Consider the following 17,526-nt stretch of genomic DNA (forward strand, 5'->3'; position numbering starts at 1 on the left):
GCGAAGTTTTTAAAACTTCGTAAGTCTGGAATCTTTCGAATTTTGATAAGCCGGGGCGAAGAACCTGTATTACCCTTACAAGCTATCCGGATTCGGAATAAAATTCATGAACGCCTGGAATTTGGCATAATAATTTTGCATGTTTAACTGGTAATAGTACGCGCCCCGTTTGGATCCCGCTTTATCCTTATCGGCCAGTTTAATAAGCAGGCCTGTAGCCAGTACCCGTTTACTAAAGTTTCGCTTATCAATCGTAGTATTAAAAACACTCTCGTACAGGATCTGTAATTGTGGTATGGTGAATTTTGTAGGAAGCAACTCAAACAGGATGGGGTGCATGGCCGCTTTGTAACGGATGCGCTTGCGTGCCTGTTCAACCATTTCCTGCTGGTCGAATATCAGTTTTGGAGCCCGTTTAAGCTGAAACCATTCGGCATGATAATCGGCGCTTATCTGGGTTTCATATTTATGAATGTCAATCAAAGCAAAATAAGCCACAGAAACGGTGCGTTCCAATGGATCGCGGTTCGGATCGCCGAAGGTGTATAATTGTTCAAGGTACACGCCTTCAAGGCCGGTAAGCTGCTTCAGGATACGGTTGGCAGCCTGGTCAAGGCTCTCTTCATTCTGAACAAAACCACCCATCAAGCTCCAGTTACCTTTTTCGGGCTGGAATCCTCTTTTGATCAGTAATATTTTTAAAACCTCCCCGTCAAAGCCAAAAATTATACAATCTACAGCTAATAATAACCTGGTTTGTTTCGAATACTTCTGCATTTTTATTGTAAAGGTTTATAACAAAAACAAATATATAATAACATTTGGGATATGTGAAGTCTTGGCTAAGCCCTTGCTTGCGGATAAGGTTTAATTAGTGTGTTTAAGACGGTAATTTGACAAAAAATAAAGAAAAATCTGCAATGGATTTTTTGGCGAAACTTTGGCGGGAGCGGATAAGGCTATTCTCCCCAGGCAGTAATTACCAGATCGCGGCTGCCGCCATAATTACGGTGTTCGCATAAATAAATACCTTGCCAGGTACCAAACGCCGGCCGGCCGTTGCGGATTGGTACTGTTACCGAACTACCCAGCATGGCGGCTTTTAAATGGGCAGGCATATCGTCTGGTCCTTCATCATCGTGCCGGTAGTCGGGATCGTTTTCGGGCACGGCTTTGTTAAAATACATCTCAAAATCCATGCGCACGGTTGGATCGGCATTTTCATTAATGGTGAGCGATGCCGAAGTATGTTGAATAAAAACCTGTAACATACCTACCCTCATACTGGCTATTTGCGGCAGCGCCTGCAGTACCTCGGCGGTTATTAAATGGAAACCTCGTTTGCGTTCGCGTAGTCGGATAGCTTGCTGATGTATCTGCATTTTTTTAAAACTGTAGTTAGGTAACAAATTTAGGGAGTATTAAGTTAAGAATGTATTATTCTGAATAGCTATAATATTGTTTTGCCAAAACAAATTAATCTTTAGGTTTATTTTAATTATTACTTTAAATTTCGCAAAACGCAAAGTAAATTGCGTCTTATAACCTATCTATGTCAGCAAATATTGGTCCGTCTGCCCAAACGCTTAAAGCATTGGAAACCGTTCCGGTTTCTATAGCTATCCTGTCGCCGCAATTGCTGATACTAACCGCAAGTGATCAATATTTAAGGGAAACAGAAACCATCCGTGAAAACATAGTGGGTCGCAATGTTTTTGACGTTTTTCCGGATAATCCCGATACGCCGGAGGCTATGGGGGTATTTAACTTAAATGCCTCGCTACAGTCGGTTTTGCGCAACAAGCAACCCCATAAAATGGCTATACAGCGTTATGATGTGCCGAACCCTATGGTTGCAGGGCAGTTTATAACACGATATTGGGAACCTTTAAATACACCTGTTTTTGACGATGGTCATCATATCCAGTACATTATTCATATGGTTACCAACGTAACCGATAAGGTATTGGCCGATGAGCATCTTGCACTGTCAAAAGAAGAGCTGATATCGCTTAATCATAAATTGAACGAGGCCAATCATGAAATACAGGCAACGGTAGAAGAGTTGGAGGCCAGTAACGAAGAGCTATCGGCAATACGGGAGCAATTGCAGCACACCAACATATTATTAGAAGAGCGGGTAACCAGGCGTACCAAACAGTTATTTGAAAGTGAATTGAATTTACGTACCCTGATAGCAACTGCACGAAACCCGCTGGCCATATTAAGGGGGCGCAACTGGACAGTTGAAATAGCAAACCAGGCAATTGCCGATATCTGGGGTAAAGTTACCGGTGATATTATCGGGAAGCAGTTACTGAAAATACTGCCCGAGTTAGAAGGCCAGCCCTTTGCTGCTTTATTGGCCAGGGTTTATAATACCGGCGTTAGCTACGGCGAGGATGAAGAAATATTTTACCTGGATACGCCGGACGGTACTGTTGTTAAATATATAAGCTTTTACTACGACCCTTTGTTTGATACAGACGGAAATGTAACAGGCGTAGTAGTTGCCGCTAACGATATTACAGGGCTTGTTGAAGCCCGGCAGTTGTTAGAAAAAAGCTATGACGAGCAAAAAGTGCTTAATGAAGAGATAGGCGCATCAAACGAGGAGTTAGCTGCTGCAAATGAAGAGTTGCTGGCCACCAACGAGGAACTGATACAAGCGAAGGCGAATTTAAGTGCTAACATTGTTGAACTGGCCGAGCGTGAGGCTAAGCTAAGTTATATGCTGGCCGACGCGCCTGTTGCAATTGCGGTATTGAAAGGCCGTGATTTTATTGTTGAATCGGCCAATAAAAAAGTTTTAGCGGTGTGGGGGAAAACCGACAATATTATTGGTAAGCCCCTGCAAGAAGCAATACCAGAGTGGATTGGAAGGAAGTATTTGAATTTGCTTGAAAATGTATACGACAGCGGCAAACCTTATTACGGCAACGAAGTTAAAACCTTGTTGGAGCAGGATGGGAAAATTGAGGAAGTATACTCCAATTTTGTTTATCAGCCGTTAAAAAACCCGGCAGGTAAAACTACCAGCATTATGCTGCTTGCCCACGTAGTAACCGAGCAGGTAAAAGCCCGCAAAGCCATTGAACTGGCCGAAGAGAAGCAACGTATTGCTGTAGAGGCTGCCGATATGGGTACCTGGTACATTAATGCAACTACAAGGGAATTAGTTACAAATGGCCGGCTTAGGCAGTTGTTTGGTTTTAATGCCGATGAGGAAATGCCATACGACGCTGCTGCCCTGCAAATACCCGAGCCATATCGCGAAAGGGTACTCGGCTCCATCGAGCATTCTATAGCAACGGGTGCGCTGCATCAGATTGAGCATCCGATTATTGGTTATCATGATAAGCAAACAAGGTGGGTAAAAGCCACCGGCAAGCTGTACGAAGCTGAACCGGGCAAGCCTTCGCATTTTTCGGGTGTAATGTTTGATATAAGCGACCGCCGCGAGCAGGAACAACGGAAAGATGATTTTATAAGTATAGCCAGCCACGAACTTAAAACCCCCATTACAAGTCTTAAAGCATCGTTGCAATTGCTTGAGCGGATCAAGGATGATCCATCGTCACAAATGCTGCCAAGGTTGATAGAGCAATCGAGCAGGAGCATGGGCAAAATAAGTGCATTGGTTGAAGACTTGCTGAATGTGAGCCGGATGAACGAAACAAAACTGCAACTTCATAAAGAGCCCTTTAATATTGCAGCGATGCTGAATGTTTGCTGCAACCACGTGCGTATAACCGGTAAACATGAACTTATAGTTCAGGGCGACGAAAGTTTAATTGTTTATGCCGATGAAGAACAGATAGACAAGGTATTGGTAAACCTGGTAAACAATTCTGTAAAATACGCGCCCGAGTCAAAACAAATCTACATTGTTATCGAAAAACCCGATGGCTTTGCCAGAATATCAGTAAAGGATACCGGCCCGGGTATGTCAAAAGAAAAAATAGGCCATCTTTTTGATCGTTACTACCGGGCCGAGCCTGCCAGTTACCAAAACGCGGGCCTTGGCCTTGGCTTGTATATCAGCTCTGAAATTGTCAAACGCCATGGTGGCGAAATTGGGGTGGAGAGTGAATTAGGGCAGGGGAGTACGTTTTGGTTTACATTGCCGCTGGAGTAAGGGCGCGGTAGTTAGGGGGACAAACTGAGTCGTCTTGTGTGATGAAATTTGCGAAATTATAAAGGGGGGAATGACGTATATCGCATGGCGGCTACGACTCACCCCGGCTACGCTACGCTGGCCGACCCTCTCTCCGGCTTGCGCCGCATAGAGGGTGAACCCCAATTTTTTTATCTCCCCTCTATGCGCGAAGCGGAGAGAGGGGTGACAAGCGCAGCGATGTCGGGGTGAGTCGTCGGCTGCGTTCAAGCCGTTGTTTAGTACTTTACGTTTTGGGTTAATATAACTTAACATATTTCAGATAAGATATTTGCAAATATTTGATAATAAACATTTTATATTTTATCATGGTTAACATTGGAAAGACAATCTTTTGGCTCTTTTTATATGGATTACCAATTGCAGCTGTCAAATACTTAAAGTACCAGAAATATCCGCCCGCGTTGTTTATTGACTATTTAGACACGTTTGCCCTGCTTTCACTTTTACCTTTCACCTTTTACCCTTCACCTTTAACCTTTTCCCAAAAAAAACTTTAAATTTCCTGTAACCAATTAAAATTACGGCGGTCTCCAATATATAACTAACGCAACCAGGCCTTTTTGAACGCACTAAGTGATAACACGATTATGCTCCGGGTAAAGGCCGGAGATTTGGATAGGATGGGGCTGCTGTTCCAAAGGCATTACCGTGCCTTATACGGCTTCCTGTTCCACATGACCTATCAGCGCGAGGCAAGCGAGGATATGGTACAAACCGTGTTTTACAAAATGCTCAGGTATCGTAGCAGCTTTACAGGCGAGGGCGAGTTTATGGCCTGGATGTACCAGATAGCCCGCAATGTGTTAAAAGATAATGCCAAAAAAGGTGGCAAACAAGGTGTATACCAGGACATAGGCGAATTGGCCGACAGGTTGCCGGGGGGCACCAGCGCCGATGAGCACCTGGAAAAAAAGCAGGCCAATGCCGGGTTATATAAGGCTATGGAAAAGCTGAGCGATGATAACCGGGAGATACTAACGCTCAGTCGTTTCCAGGAGCTGAAGTACCAGGAGATAGGGCAAATTTTAGGTATTACCGAAGGGGCCGCTAAAGTACGCGCCTTTAGGGCTATGCAGGAGTTAAAAGATATTTACGCCAAAATGGAACGTTAAACAGATGAAGATGAATTGTGCGCAATACGAAGAAAAATTTAGCGGCTATATAAGCAATGAGTTAACCGCTGCCGAGCGTGATGAGTTTGAAAAACACGTATCAGGCTGCCAGGATTGTATGCAGGAACTCGCCGAAATGCAGCAGGTTTGGGCTTTAATGGGCAATATGCAGGCACCGGAACCGGGTGCCCACATGGAACTAAAGTTTAAAGCCATGCTTGATACTTACAAGGAATCGGTTGAAGAAAGCAAGCCAGCCTTTAGCATAAAAGAACAATTTGCCCGCTTATGGCAATGGCAGCAGCGCCGGCCGCTGGCTTATAGCCTGCTTATAGTACTGGTTAGTTTTGGCACGGGGTACCTGGCTTTTAAGGGAAGCACCGCCGGCAAACAAGACGAGCAGTTGAAAGACCTTACATCGCAGGTACATGAACTGAAACAAACTATGATGCTGGCAATGCTCGAAAATCCATCGGCATCTGAACGGATTAAAGCGGTAAGCTATACCAGCGAGATTAAACATGCCGATAAGGAGGTTATTGATGCTTTATTTGCCACCCTTAACAACGATCCGAATGTGAATGTACGCTTAAGTACGCTTGATGCTTTAACCCAGATGGCCGCGCACCCGGAAGTGCGGCAGGGGCTGATAGCATCCATCGTTCAGCAGGATTCGCCGCTGCTGCAATCGGCCATTGCCGATGTGATGCTGAAGCTGCAGGAAAAAAAGTCGGTTAATTCGTTCAAAGAGTTACTGAAACAAAAAGGACTAAACCCCGGTGTAAAAGACAAAATCAAACAAACCATAACACAACTCATTTAAAAACAACCATTATGAAACCAGTTTTAATTGCCGTATTTGCGGCACTCGGGCTATGCCTTGCTCAAAATGCTGCGCAGGCACAGGAGTATAAAGAGCATATTACCAAACAATTTACAGTGAGCGGCGGCACAATAGCAGTATACAACATTTGGGGAACCATTAAGGTTGAAGGCTACAGCGGCGATAAAGTATTGATGGAGATTGACGAAACCATCAAAGGCAAAACCCAGGCCGATGTCGACGTTGCTAAAAAAGAAGTTAAGCTGGGCTTTGACCAGAAAGCTGATAGCGTGATTGCGTACACAGCCGAACCTTATGATACCCGGCCGCATACCTGGAACCGTAATGATGAAGGCCACCGGAGAGATTATATTGTACACCTGGATTATACCATCAAAGTGCCCTTTAATGCAAGCCTGACAGTATCAACAGTAAACGATGGACACATTACCGTTAAAGATGTATACGGATCATTAAAAGTAAACAACGTAAACGGCTCGTTAGAGATCATCAACGCTAAAGGAACCACCATTGCGCATACTGTAAATGGCCCGGTTACAGTGAATTATTTGGCTGTGCCTCCCGGCGAATCATCGTATCACACTATCAACGGGCAAATGAATATTACCTATCCTGCCAACCTATCGGCCGACCTGACCTTTAAAAGCATGAACGGGCAGTTTTTTACCGATTTTCCGGATGCCCAGGTAATGCCCAGCAAAGTAGTAAAAACCGAGGCAAAAAGCGGTGCCGGCACCACCTATAAACTCAGCTCAAATTCTGATGTGCGCATTGGCTCGGGCGGTAAACTATTCAAATTCGAGACCCTTAACGGGAATATTTATATCAAAAAACAACAATAACAAACGATAAGATGAAAACGATAAAATTTTTAAGTGTATTCGCGGTAGCTCTGTTGGTAACTGGCAGATTGTGGGCACAGGAGCAACTGACCGTTCCGCTAAGCGATCCTGGCAAACCCTTTAAATTAAATGTAGGTTTGATAGACGGATCGATCACCGTTATAGGCTACGAAGGCAAAAGCATTGTAGTTGAAGGACAACTGGACGAAAAACATAAGGAGCGTGATAAAGAAAAGGAAAAAACTGCGGGCATGCGCCGCTTAAACAGCAACGGCATGGATATAAGCGCCCAGGAAAATAACAACCAGGTAACGGTGCACAGCAGCATGGGCAAACAGGTTAATTTAATCATAAAGGTTCCTAAAACTACTTCCACTTTTAAAATATCAACTGTAAATGGCGGCGATATTACAGGCAGCAACCTGGATGGGGAGTTGGAAGTGAGCAACGTAAATGGCAGTATCAAACTAACAGATATCTCCGGCTCGGTGGTAGCCACCACAGTTAACGGCCCGGTAATAGTTACTTTTAAATCCATCGACCCAAAAGCAGCCATGGCATTTTCGACCCTGAATGGCAAAATAGATGTCACCTTTCCGGCAAGCCTGAAGGCCAATGTAAAATTAAAATCGGACAGAGGTGATATTTTTACCGATTTTGATGTAGCCACCGAGCAACAAAAGCCCAACGTAACCCGCACAAATAAAGACGGCATGTACGGCCTGAAAATTGACGAATGGGTATACGGCAAAATAGCCGGCGGCGGCCCCGAACTAATGATGAAAACCACCTTTGGCGCGGTGTATATCAGGAAAGCGAAGTAGTTTTTAATTTGAAGATTTGAAAATTTGAGGATTTGAAAATGTAAATGAAGCGCCTGGCGGCGAAGGTTTATTCCCATTGCAATAATCATCAAACTCATTTTCAAATTTTCAAATCCTCAAATTTTCAAATCGATATTAATTTTCAAATCATCCTCCCATGTTCAAAAACTACATAAAAACAGCCTGGCGCAATTTGGTCAAGAATAAGTTTTATTCGGTTATCAATATTGCGGGCTTAACGCTTGGTTTGGCTATTGGTATCCTGATACTCATTTGGGTGCAGGATGAATTAAGTTTTGATGGTTTCCATGCAAAAGCGCCGGATATTTACCGGCTGGAGTTGTTTGGCGGCACGGGCGCCAGCAGGCAGATATATAGTGTGGGCGTAGCGCCAATCGGCCCTATGGCCAAGCAGCAGTTGCCCGAGGTGAAGGAGTGTGTACGCATTTCCGGCAACTACAATTTTTCGCTGTATAAATACAAGGATAAGGTTTTTGGGGACGAGAATGCCGCCTTTACCGATCCTTCTTTTTTTTCGATGTTCGATTTTCATTTGATAAAGGGCAACGCGGGCAAGCCATTTAATGATGATAATTCAGTTGTTATTACCCAAAAAACTGCGCAAAAATTTTTCTTCAATCAGGATCCCATTGGTAAAGTCATTATTGCCGATGGGAACAAAGCCAATTTTACAGTTAGCGGCGTAATAGCTGATTTTCCTAAAAATTCCAGTATCAATTACGATATGCTAATGCCCATGAGCTTTCACGAAAAGGCGATGCTGGCAAACAAAAACGACCTGAGTAATAATTTTAGCTTTTTTAATTACGAAACCTATTTACAGCTTAAACCGGGGGCTGCAACCAAAGCGCTTACAACAAAAATAAGGCAGATTCACCTTAACCATAAGGCTGATGATACCGATGCCGAATACCTGTTGCTGCCCATAGCAAAAATGCATTTGTACAATGCCGATATGAGTGATAAGGGGATATCCACCGTACGTATTTTTATAATTATAGCACTGCTTATACTGGTTATCGCCTGTATCAATTATGTAAACCTTTCAACTGCACGGTCAATGCTGCGGTCAAAAGAGATCAGTATGCGTAAAATTATCGGCGCGGCAAAAATGCAGTTGTTTATGCAGTTTATTGTAGAAACAGCGCTATTGTTTTCATTTGCAGCCTTATTAGCCATTGGGCTGATTTTTATATTGATGCCTCTGTTTAACCATTTGCTCAATAAAGAGATGGTTTTTAACCTGGCCGACTATCATATATGGCTGATATTGCTTGGCGCTATAGCAGGTACGCTTGCTTTATCCAGCATTTACCCGGCTTTGCTGTTGTCATCTTTTGAGCCTTTGAAGGCTTTAAAAGGGAAGATCTCCGCAGGTCTTGGCGATGCGCTATTCCGCAAAATATTGGTGGTAACCCAGTTTGTGTTTTCGATAGTGCTCATCATCGGCACCATGGTTATTACGGGCCAGTTAAACTACATCCGGCAGAAGAATTTGGGCTATGATAAAGAGAATGTGATCAGCTTCTGGATGCGCGATATGGCGTCGCACTATGATGCGGTGAAAGCCGAACTGTTGAAACAACCCGGCGTATTGGCTGTCACCCGGTCGAACCAGAATATAGTGCGTTTTGGCGGTTTTACAGGCTGGCTGGATTGGGATGGTAAAGACCCTAAACAAAATATGATGATTCATCCCATTGTTGTGGATAAAGACATGGTATCCTTTTTTAAAATGAACATGAAAGAGGGCTCCACATTTACCGGTTCGATAACTGATACTTCGCATTATGTGTTAAATGAAGCTGCTATAAAAGAAATGGGTATTGCAAATCCCATAGGCAAAAGTTTTACTATGGAAGGTGTTAAGGGCACCATTATAGGTGTGGTAAAAGATTTTCACTACGCATCAATGAAAGTGAAAATTGCGCCTGCTATGTTTTGGTATAAGCCCCGATACCTCAACACCATCTATATTAAAACCACCCGCCGCGACGCCCAAAAAGCTATTAAGGCCGCCGAAAAACAGTTTAAGCAATATAACGGCGAGTATCCCTTCACTTTTAATTTCCTGGATGATATTTTCAATAAAATGTACCAAAGCGAGCAGCAGGAGGGTAAGCTCTTCAGCTATTTCGCGGGCATTGCTGTTTTTATATCCTGTCTTGGTTTATTAGGTTTGGCAGCATATACGGCCCAGGTACGCACCCGCGAAATTGGCGTGCGCAAGGTATTAGGTGCAAGTGTAAGCGGGATAGTAAGTTTGCTGGCGCGCGATTTTATCAAACTGGTGCTCATTGCTATCACCATTGCGTCGCCGCTGGCGTGGTACGCCATGTATAAATGGCTGCAGGATTTTGCCTACAAAATAAATGTAAGCTGGCTGGTATTTGTAACTGCGGGTTTTATGGCCATACTTATTGCCTTTGCTACCGTAAGCTTCCAGGCGGTTAAAGCCGCATTAATGAACCCCGTAAAAAGTTTGAGGAGCGAATAGGCGAAGGTGAAAGGTAAAGGGTGAAAGGCAAAAGGTATTGCTATGCTTTTTACCCTTTATTTTGCTCTCCCGATAAGCGGTAGTTAAAATTGGCCATGCTAAAACAGCTGTGGCCTGTAATATCGCTCTAAATCAATACCGTTTTCATTCCAACAGGTTCTGCCACAAACCATCTGTTAATAAATCCGCGGATCAAATCAAGCAGCCCCTGTTTTTTTACCGGCTCAATAGCTGCTTTTTCAACAGGCAGTGCATGATCATCAGATGCATCTCCTTCCTGCATTTCTACAAGGATACTTTCGCGGATGGCGGGGTCGCGGTTTACAATATCGTCAAGTTCGGTAAGCTCGTTAAAGGTGGCTGTACCATTTTTTTGTCGTTTAATTAAAATGTCAAAACGGTCTTGTAAAAATGTGCGCCGTTCCAGTTGTTTATGGTGCTTCATGGTGCTTCCCCTTAGTAAAAAGTACAAAGCAAACCAAATGCCATGCTTTTATTTTATTGTATATCAGTGTGTTATGTTATATGTGTGTTCGGCTTCGTTCACTTTTGATACAGCAGATGTACGCTTTCGCGCAGTGCCTGCCTGCTGTGGAATTCAAAATGGGTAATTGCTCGTTATAACTACCGTCGCACCCCATGAATACTCCTAAAAGAGGTACAACTATGCGGCTACTTTTTATTGATTAAGTGCACAATTTATAAATCCAACTTATTGTTTATTACGTTTATATAATAAATAATAAGCCATAACCAATGAGTGCCTTAGTAAACCACAGCGTGAAAGCCATAGCCGAAAACATCCGTAATACCAGGATACGGCTGGCTTACTCGCAGGAATATCTTGCTGCCAAGTTGAATGTATCGCAAAATACCTACAGTAAAATTGAATTAGGCTATGTTAAACTAACCTTAGAGCGGTTTTTTAAGATTTGCCGCATATTAGAAATCGATCCGGCCGACGTTATTAATGCTGATGGCGTAGCGGCCTAAGCTGTTATCCTTGTCATCCATAACAGTGGGTTAGGTTGTGAAAAAGTCTGCCGTCTTATGTGTGGGATCCCGAAAGCCCGAGGCTTAGGTAGCGCAAAGTCTAATTCATCTCCCTTACAATACCCGCCTTATAAAAACTTGGTGTTGTACCGGCAATTTTACGGAATGCCCGGCTGAAATAATGTTGGTTGTTAAATCCGGCTTTAAAACAGGCATCGGCAATGCTGCAATAAGGATTATGCAATAGCTGTTTAGCAAACTGTATCCGCTCTTTAATAATATAATCAACCGGCGAAATTCCCATTTCATGCTTAAATGCCCTGAAAAAGCTGGCCTTGCTCATATAAGCCATTTGGCTCAGGGCATCAATGTTCAGCTTTTCGGTAAGGTGGTTTTTAATGTATTGTAAAATATAAGCAAAGCGGTTCCCTGTTGATAGTTGCTGCATATTATCTTGTACAATATGCAGGTTTTGCATTTGCATTATACGTATCAAAAGTTCTTTTAGCGTTAAATTGGCCAGTACATCTTTGGTTAACACATCGCCCGTGCTTATGCTGATGAGCTTATTAATTAGCTGGGCCAGTTCATGGTTATTAAAGAAGTGAAATTGCTGGTAGTTTAGCTTCCAAACGTCATCGGCACGGGGATAATTCTCGTTCAAAAAATCAAGCGTGCTTTTTATTTCGTGGTGATTAATGGCCAGGGCTGTGCATTGCGAGGGGTTAAGCTCAGATGCCTCGGGAAAATCAATAGTCATGGTAACATTGGGTGGCACTATCACTGTTTCGCCGGGCAGGTAATCAAAGCCGGGCTTATCAAACAGGTGCATTACTTTTTTACCGCGCAGCATACTGGTAATTACCAGGTCATCAAAAGTAAGCGGAACCAGTTCGCTGCGCTGATAGGTTTCGTAAATATTTAGTTCGCAATGGTTTAACGTATATGCACGGCGATTTTCTACCAGCGTTTGCAACTCGCGTTTGCCGCTAAGGGCAAACGGAGATACCAGGTTTCTCTCGTTCATAATTGGTTTATTAATAAATAAAATTAGACATACTAATCCGTAGTTTATAATTCATTTTAAAATTGAAATTATAATGCACCCAATTGAGAGTATAGTGCAAATGCCCGATGCAGGCGGCCGCTAACTTAGCTTAACCAATTAAAAAATAAAACCATCATGAGTTTAGCCCAAAGACCATCCTTTAAGGATAAGTACGACAATTTTATTGGCGGTAAATTTGTTCCGCCCGTTAAAGGCGAGTATTTTGATAATATTTCGCCTATTGATGGCAAAGTTTTTACCAAAGCCGCCCGATCAACCAAAGAAGATATTGAAGCAGCTGTTGATGCCGCTACAGAAGCATTTAAAACCTGGAGCAAAACCGCAGCAACTACCCGCAGCAACTTATTACTTAAAATTGCGCAGATAATTGAAGATAACCTAAGCTACCTGGCTACCGTAGAAACCATTGATAACGGTAAAGCCATCCGCGAAACCATGGCGGCCGATTTGCCGCTATGTGTTGACCACTTTCGTTATTTCGCGGGTGCCATTCGCGCCGAGGAAAGCAGCATATCTGAGCATGACGAGTTTACTGTAAGTATTAACCTGCAGGAGCCCCTTGGCGTAGTGGGCCAGATTATTCCATGGAATTTTCCATTATTAATGGCCACATGGAAAATAGCACCTGCTTTAGCAGCCGGCTGTTGTGTGGTTGTAAAGCCCGCCGAGCAAACCCCAACCAGTATTATGGTGCTAATGGAACTCATTGGCGATGTTTTGCCTCCCGGTGTTTTAAACATTGTTACAGGTTTTGGCCCCGAGGCTGGTAAGCCGCTGGCTACTAATCCACGTATCAGCAAGGTGGCCTTCACCGGCGAAACCACAACCGGCAGGCTGATTATGCAATACGCCTCAGAAAATTTAATTCCCGTCACCATGGAGTTGGGCGGTAAATCGCCAAATATCTTCTTCGAGTCTGTAGGCGATGCCGACGACGAGTTTTTTGATAAAGCAGTTGAGGGCGCCGTATTATTTGCCTTAAACCAGGGTGAAGTTTGTACCTGCCCATCGCGTATGCTGGTGCACGAGAATATTTACGATAAATTTATAGAGCGTGTTATCGAACGTACAAAAGCTATAAAAATGGGAAGCCCGCTTGATTCTGAAACGATGATGGGCGCGCAGGCTTCCAACGATCAATATGAGAAAATTCTGAGCTACCTGGATATTGGCAAAAAGGAAGGGGCAGAAGTATTGGCCGGCGGCAATGCCCAAAAGCTTCCTGAGGAGTTGGGTGGGGGCTATTACATACAGCCAACCATCTTTAAAGGCCACAATAAGATGCGCATTTTCCAGGAAGAAATTTTTGGTCCGGTAGTATCGGTTACTACCTTTAAAACTACTGAAGAGGCTATTGAAATTGCCAACGATACCCTTTACGGATTAGGTGCCGGTGTATGGACACGTGATGCCCACGAAATTTACCAGGTGCCCCGCGCCATACAGGCAGGCCGGGTTTGGGTTAACAATTATCATGCTTACCCTGCTCATGCGCCCTTTGGTGGTTACAAAAAATCGGGCTTTGGTCGCGAAAATCATAAAATGATGCTGAACTACTACCGGCAAACCAAAAATATGCTGATCTCCTATAATAAGAACAAACTGGGTTTCTTTTAGCCCCGTAATGTTAAAGGCGACCGCAAAATGTTTGGGATTTTGCGGCGCCTTTTATTAGTTTATTTCAAATCAAAAAGTGACAGAAAGTAGGATAGAACTACTGTGGGGACACCTTTTTTCAGCAAAAAGAAAATGTCATTTCGATGGAGCAAGCGAGGGGTGGCGTGGAGTGCGAAAGAGAAATCTTGTACGCCCTGCAGCACCGTTATTCACTCGGAATGCAGGGCGTACAGGATTTCTCCTCACCCCATCGCTTAAATCCACCTCTGATTCGTTCGAAATGACACCGTTTTTTGTTTATTGATACGTTTCCAAAAAAACTGTGTATACACAATAGCCCTCAAGACGGGAATTGAAAACAACCATCCCACCATGACCAAAAGAGTATCCATTACCCCCGAAGCCGAAAAAGTAATAGCTGAGCTAAAAGCCCGGTTTGGCGAATTGATGTTTCATCAAAGTGGCGGCTGCTGCGATGGCTCATCGCCCATGTGTTTTGAAAAGGGCGACTTTAAAATTGGAAGCAGTGATGTGAAAATAGGAGAAGTTGCAGGCTGCGAATTTTTCATGAGTATTGATCAGTTTGAATACTGGAAGCATACGCATCTTACACTGGATGTTACCCCTGGCCGCGGCAGCAGCTTTTCTATCGAAATTCCTATGGGCATCAGGTTCATTATCCGCTCCAGGTTATTTACCGATGAAGAACTGGGCGATTTGGAGCCGGTGGAATATTTTGAATCCTGATCCGGCTTTTTACCGGCTTTCTGTCTATTGCGTTGTCTCCCGTTTTTAATTAATAAGCGGTACCGGGGCCTTTACCAGTTTAGCGTACTTTTCATCCAGGGAATTTACCGGCACAGTAATACTTAGCGCATTAATGGCAAAGTAATTTACCGATACATAGTCGTACCCTTTAAACGGCCCGTAATGATCGCCTCCAGAATCTTTTAGGATAAAAAATAATTTGCCGGCTTTGCTTTTGGCGATACCTACAATATGGATAAGGTGATCGTCCTGGGTTACCAGGGTTTCAAATAACTGTTGCCTTAGCGGAACGCTATACGCCATTTCTGCTGTATCAGCGTTGCCCACCCGGTAAAAGCGTTTGTCTTCAAACAGGGCGTAACCTGCTTTACCACAGTTCCAGCCGTTATTGCTTACATCCATATCAACCACCAGCGACTGCCCTTTTTCAATGGTTGTTTTGGCAATGGCTATCAACTCATCCAAGGGCACATTCAGGTAATTTTCGCGCAGCAAAAAGTTATCCGGAATTTCCAACGGAAAGTTTTCATAAAATGGATGGTGCGTAAATGAGGTTATAGTGGCATACTCCTGCCTGTTAAACTTTAAAACCTCCTTTGCAAAGCTAAGTGGGGTGTATTCCTTACCCTCCCAGGTAAATTTGGCCGGCGGGCTGCCCACAATATCGTCATGCTTTTTAATAAAACCGGCCAGCCAGTTGGCATCAATGGGTTTTGTTTTAAGCACCGAATCCAGGTAGCTTTTCAGGATTTCGTCGGTTTGCCTGTTGCTTTTATCTGAAAATTCGACACCTTTTTTGCGTGCGTAAAACTCGTTGGGTATAGCGCCGTATTTTTCTATCCCGTACATGGCATCATGGGCCAGGCCGCCGGCCTCAAATAAACTTGTGCCGTTTGACAGGATATAACGCTTTGCTTTTTCAATGAACAGGTTGCGCGATGTATATAACTCCGAAATGTCGATGTCTTTTTTATCATTAGCTATCGTTGCCGATTCAACAAGCGAGGTAGTTGAAAACGACCAGCAGGTATTAGTGCCGCCCTGGTATTTTACGGTACCCGCAGTGATTTTTTTAATGGTTACCGGTTGCTGCGCATATCCGCAAACAAAAGTAGCAGCAAATAACAGGGATAAGCAATATCTTCTCATCTTATTAGGAATGGTGAACCACTAAAATAGAAATAAATTTTGATTGGGCGATGAGCGGAGCAATATCATCAACTTCTTCGGGACTCGTGTTTAATCAGTCCAAAAAGTAAAGCGATAGTATATTTAAGGCGACTTGCTTATGCAACTGTGTTTAACGGCAAGCTAAAGCAAAAACGACTACCCTTTCCAAGTTCGCTTTCAATACTGAAAATGCCATTGTGTTTTTTGATAATTTCGGCTGCGATATAAAGGCCCAAGCCTACACCCTGGTAAAGCATTGCGGTTTTACTCACCCTGTAAAATCGCTGAAATAATTGGTCTATATCTTCTTTGGCAATCCCAATTCCAAAATCTTCCACAATTACCATTATCCTACCATCAGCTATTTTGGCTTCAACCAATATTTTGTCAGCCTTGGGCGAATATTTGATTGCATTATTCAACAGGTTTACCATTACCTGTTCTATCCGGAACTGATCTCCCAGGTATCTGATGTCGATGGAGTTTTCCAACGAAATCCGGTGCCTATCAGCTGTTAGCTGAACATTAGCAATGCTATGGGTAAGGGCGTCTGTAAAATTAAACTCCTCAATATTTAAATCTATCAATCCGGCATTTATACGGGTAACGTCTAATAAATCTTCAATTAACCGCTCAAGGCGTTTAATGCTGTGGTTGGCATTTAAAATAAACGCGTAGGTTTTATCGGCTTTATCGGCTGTTTTTTCCAGTAATTGGTTAATGGCTTTAATGTTGGTTAGCGGGGTTTTAAATTCATGGCTTACCATGTTAAAAAACTCATCTTTTTTGGCCTCGGCAGCAGCACGCCGCACTTTTTCCTGCTTTTGCGCTTGTATCTCCCGGTTGGCAATAATTAATTCCGCAGCACGTTTACCCTTTTCTTCGTCCTGGAAATCAAGCTCCTTAAGGGCTGCAAGCAACTCTGCGGCCCGCTTTTCTTTTTCTTCATCCTGTAAATCAAGTTCAATATTGGCTATAATCAGTTCGGCGGCGCGTTTGTCTTTTTCTTTGTTTTGGTAAACAAGTTCTTTATTGGCTATAATTAGTTCCTCGGCTCGTTTTTCCTTTTCCTGGTTCTGAAAAACAAGCTCTTTGTTGGCAATTATTAATTCATTTGCCCGTTTTTCCTTTTCCTGGTTCTGAAAAATAAGTTCGGTGTTGGCTATAATTAACTCGGCGGCCCGTTTTTCCTTTTCCTGGTTTTGAAAAATCAGTTCGGTATTGGCCAAAATCAATTCGGCGGCCCGTTTCTCTTTTTCCGCGTTTTGAAAACTCAACTGGGCATAAGCAAGTACAAGCTCCGCTGCCCGTTTTTCCTTTTCTTCGTTCTGAAAATCAAGTTCTTTGTTGGCAATAAGCAACTCTTCGGCGCGTTTTCGTTTTTCAACATTTTGAAAATCAAGCTCGATGTTTGCAATCATCAATTCGGCAGCCCGCTTTCCTTTTTCCTGGTTTTGCAGTTCAAGTTCTATAAGGGCCTGGTTTAAATCTGCAGCAAGTTTTTCGTTCTTCTGATGTTGGGTTACCAATTCCTTGTTGGCAATATTTAGTTGTTCCGATAACTTACTTATTTCCATAACACAGGGGCG

Annotated in this window: 15 protein-coding genes; 9 read left to right on the forward strand and 6 right to left on the reverse strand. The window is 43.4% G+C overall.

Annotation, left to right across the window (positions count from 1 at the left end; translation table 11 throughout):
* Nucleotides 1-75: 75 nt before the first annotated feature.
* A complete protein-coding gene (locus AC1RM2_RS26010; protein ID WP_492988027.1) occupies nt 76-777 on the reverse strand; it encodes an NUDIX hydrolase in 702 nt (233 codons plus the stop codon).
* A gap of 182 nt (nt 778-959) precedes the next feature.
* On the reverse strand, nt 960-1,382 hold the full coding sequence (locus AC1RM2_RS26015) for a secondary thiamine-phosphate synthase enzyme YjbQ (RefSeq protein ID WP_274209034.1): 423 nt from the start codon (nt 1,380-1,382) through the stop codon (nt 960-962).
* A gap of 170 nt (nt 1,383-1,552) precedes the next feature.
* On the opposite strand from AC1RM2_RS26015, the gene AC1RM2_RS26020 reads away from it, so the two are divergent.
* The 6 genes from AC1RM2_RS26020 to AC1RM2_RS26045 all read left to right on the forward strand — a co-directional run bounded on the left by AC1RM2_RS26020 (nt 1,553) and on the right by AC1RM2_RS26045 (nt 10,320).
* Nucleotides 1,553-4,138 (forward strand): ATP-binding protein, encoded by a 2,586-nt coding sequence (locus AC1RM2_RS26020; protein WP_492988028.1) that lies wholly within the window; start codon nt 1,553-1,555, stop codon nt 4,136-4,138.
* Nucleotides 4,139-4,740: 602 nt separating this feature from the next.
* A complete protein-coding gene (locus tag AC1RM2_RS26025) occupies nt 4,741-5,292 on the forward strand; it encodes an RNA polymerase sigma factor (RefSeq protein WP_492988029.1) in 552 nt (183 codons plus the stop codon).
* 4 nt (nt 5,293-5,296) lie between these two features.
* A complete protein-coding gene (locus tag AC1RM2_RS26030; RefSeq protein WP_492988030.1) occupies nt 5,297-6,115 on the forward strand; it encodes a zf-HC2 domain-containing protein in 819 nt (272 codons plus the stop codon).
* 11 nt (nt 6,116-6,126) lie between these two features.
* Entirely contained in the window at nt 6,127-6,978 is an 852-nt protein-coding gene (locus AC1RM2_RS26035) for a DUF4097 family beta strand repeat-containing protein (RefSeq protein WP_492988031.1), read from the forward strand.
* 11 nt (nt 6,979-6,989) lie between these two features.
* Nucleotides 6,990-7,802, forward strand: coding sequence for a DUF4097 family beta strand repeat-containing protein (locus AC1RM2_RS26040; protein WP_492988032.1), 813 nt, complete (start codon nt 6,990-6,992; stop codon nt 7,800-7,802).
* A gap of 157 nt (nt 7,803-7,959) precedes the next feature.
* The gene (locus tag AC1RM2_RS26045; protein WP_492988033.1) at nt 7,960-10,320 is read left to right on the forward strand and encodes an ABC transporter permease; all 2,361 of its coding nucleotides are present in this window, start codon (nt 7,960-7,962) and stop codon (nt 10,318-10,320) included.
* Between the two features lie 127 nt (nt 10,321-10,447).
* Here the strand turns inward: AC1RM2_RS26045 and AC1RM2_RS26050 are convergent, their stop codons facing one another.
* Nucleotides 10,448-10,765: a hypothetical protein gene (locus AC1RM2_RS26050; protein ID WP_492988034.1), complete on the reverse strand. Its 318-nt coding sequence runs from the start codon at nt 10,763-10,765 to the stop codon at nt 10,448-10,450.
* A gap of 311 nt (nt 10,766-11,076) precedes the next feature.
* Between AC1RM2_RS26050 and AC1RM2_RS26055 the strand changes: the two genes are divergently transcribed.
* A complete protein-coding gene (locus AC1RM2_RS26055) occupies nt 11,077-11,313 on the forward strand; it encodes a helix-turn-helix domain-containing protein (protein ID WP_492988036.1) in 237 nt (78 codons plus the stop codon).
* Nucleotides 11,314-11,413: 100 nt separating this feature from the next.
* On the opposite strand, the gene AC1RM2_RS26060 is transcribed toward AC1RM2_RS26055, so the two are convergent.
* A complete protein-coding gene (locus AC1RM2_RS26060) occupies nt 11,414-12,340 on the reverse strand; it encodes an AraC family transcriptional regulator (protein ID WP_492988037.1) in 927 nt (308 codons plus the stop codon).
* A gap of 156 nt (nt 12,341-12,496) precedes the next feature.
* Between AC1RM2_RS26060 and AC1RM2_RS26065 the strand changes: the two genes are divergently transcribed.
* On the forward strand, nt 12,497-13,999 hold the full coding sequence (locus AC1RM2_RS26065; RefSeq protein WP_492988038.1) for an aldehyde dehydrogenase family protein: 1,503 nt from the start codon (nt 12,497-12,499) through the stop codon (nt 13,997-13,999).
* A 372-nt stretch (nt 14,000-14,371) separates the two neighbouring features.
* The gene (locus AC1RM2_RS26070; RefSeq protein ID WP_492988039.1) at nt 14,372-14,746 is read left to right on the forward strand and encodes a DUF779 domain-containing protein; all 375 of its coding nucleotides are present in this window, start codon (nt 14,372-14,374) and stop codon (nt 14,744-14,746) included.
* Nucleotides 14,747-14,791: 45 nt separating this feature from the next.
* Here AC1RM2_RS26070 and AC1RM2_RS26075 read toward each other — a convergent pair whose 3' ends face one another.
* Nucleotides 14,792-15,916 (reverse strand): C1 family peptidase, encoded by a 1,125-nt coding sequence (locus tag AC1RM2_RS26075; RefSeq protein ID WP_492988040.1) that lies wholly within the window; start codon nt 15,914-15,916, stop codon nt 14,792-14,794.
* A 137-nt stretch (nt 15,917-16,053) separates the two neighbouring features.
* Nucleotides 16,054-17,514 (reverse strand): sensor histidine kinase, encoded by a 1,461-nt coding sequence (locus AC1RM2_RS26080; protein ID WP_492988041.1) that lies wholly within the window; start codon nt 17,512-17,514, stop codon nt 16,054-16,056.
* Nucleotides 17,515-17,526: the final 12 nt, after the last annotated feature.

The sequence above is a fragment of the Mucilaginibacter sp. GW822-FHT03E02 genome, from assembly GCF_058801545.1.

Excerpts from the sequence above, each read along its gene's own strand:
- AC1RM2_RS26010 (WP_492988027.1), bottom strand. The coding sequence starts at position 777 with ATGCAGAAGTATTCGAAACAAACCAGGTTATTATTAGCTGTAGATTGT.
- AC1RM2_RS26015 (WP_274209034.1), bottom strand. The coding sequence starts at position 1,382 with ATGCAGATACATCAGCAAGCTATCCGACTACGCGAACGCAAACGAGGT.
- AC1RM2_RS26020 (WP_492988028.1), top strand. The coding sequence starts at position 1,553 with ATGTCAGCAAATATTGGTCCGTCTGCCCAAACGCTTAAAGCATTGGAA.
- AC1RM2_RS26030 (WP_492988030.1), top strand. The coding sequence starts at position 5,297 with ATGAAGATGAATTGTGCGCAATACGAAGAAAAATTTAGCGGCTATATA.
- AC1RM2_RS26035 (WP_492988031.1), top strand. The coding sequence starts at position 6,127 with ATGAAACCAGTTTTAATTGCCGTATTTGCGGCACTCGGGCTATGCCTT.
- AC1RM2_RS26040 (WP_492988032.1), top strand. The coding sequence starts at position 6,990 with ATGAAAACGATAAAATTTTTAAGTGTATTCGCGGTAGCTCTGTTGGTA.
- AC1RM2_RS26045 (WP_492988033.1), top strand. The coding sequence starts at position 7,960 with ATGTTCAAAAACTACATAAAAACAGCCTGGCGCAATTTGGTCAAGAAT.
- AC1RM2_RS26050 (WP_492988034.1), bottom strand. The coding sequence starts at position 10,765 with ATGAAGCACCATAAACAACTGGAACGGCGCACATTTTTACAAGACCGT.
- AC1RM2_RS26055 (WP_492988036.1), top strand. The coding sequence starts at position 11,077 with ATGAGTGCCTTAGTAAACCACAGCGTGAAAGCCATAGCCGAAAACATC.
- AC1RM2_RS26060 (WP_492988037.1), bottom strand. The coding sequence starts at position 12,340 with ATGAACGAGAGAAACCTGGTATCTCCGTTTGCCCTTAGCGGCAAACGC.
- AC1RM2_RS26065 (WP_492988038.1), top strand. The coding sequence starts at position 12,497 with ATGAGTTTAGCCCAAAGACCATCCTTTAAGGATAAGTACGACAATTTT.
- AC1RM2_RS26070 (WP_492988039.1), top strand. The coding sequence starts at position 14,372 with ATGACCAAAAGAGTATCCATTACCCCCGAAGCCGAAAAAGTAATAGCT.
- AC1RM2_RS26075 (WP_492988040.1), bottom strand. The coding sequence starts at position 15,916 with ATGAGAAGATATTGCTTATCCCTGTTATTTGCTGCTACTTTTGTTTGC.
- AC1RM2_RS26080 (WP_492988041.1), bottom strand. The coding sequence starts at position 17,514 with ATGGAAATAAGTAAGTTATCGGAACAACTAAATATTGCCAACAAGGAA.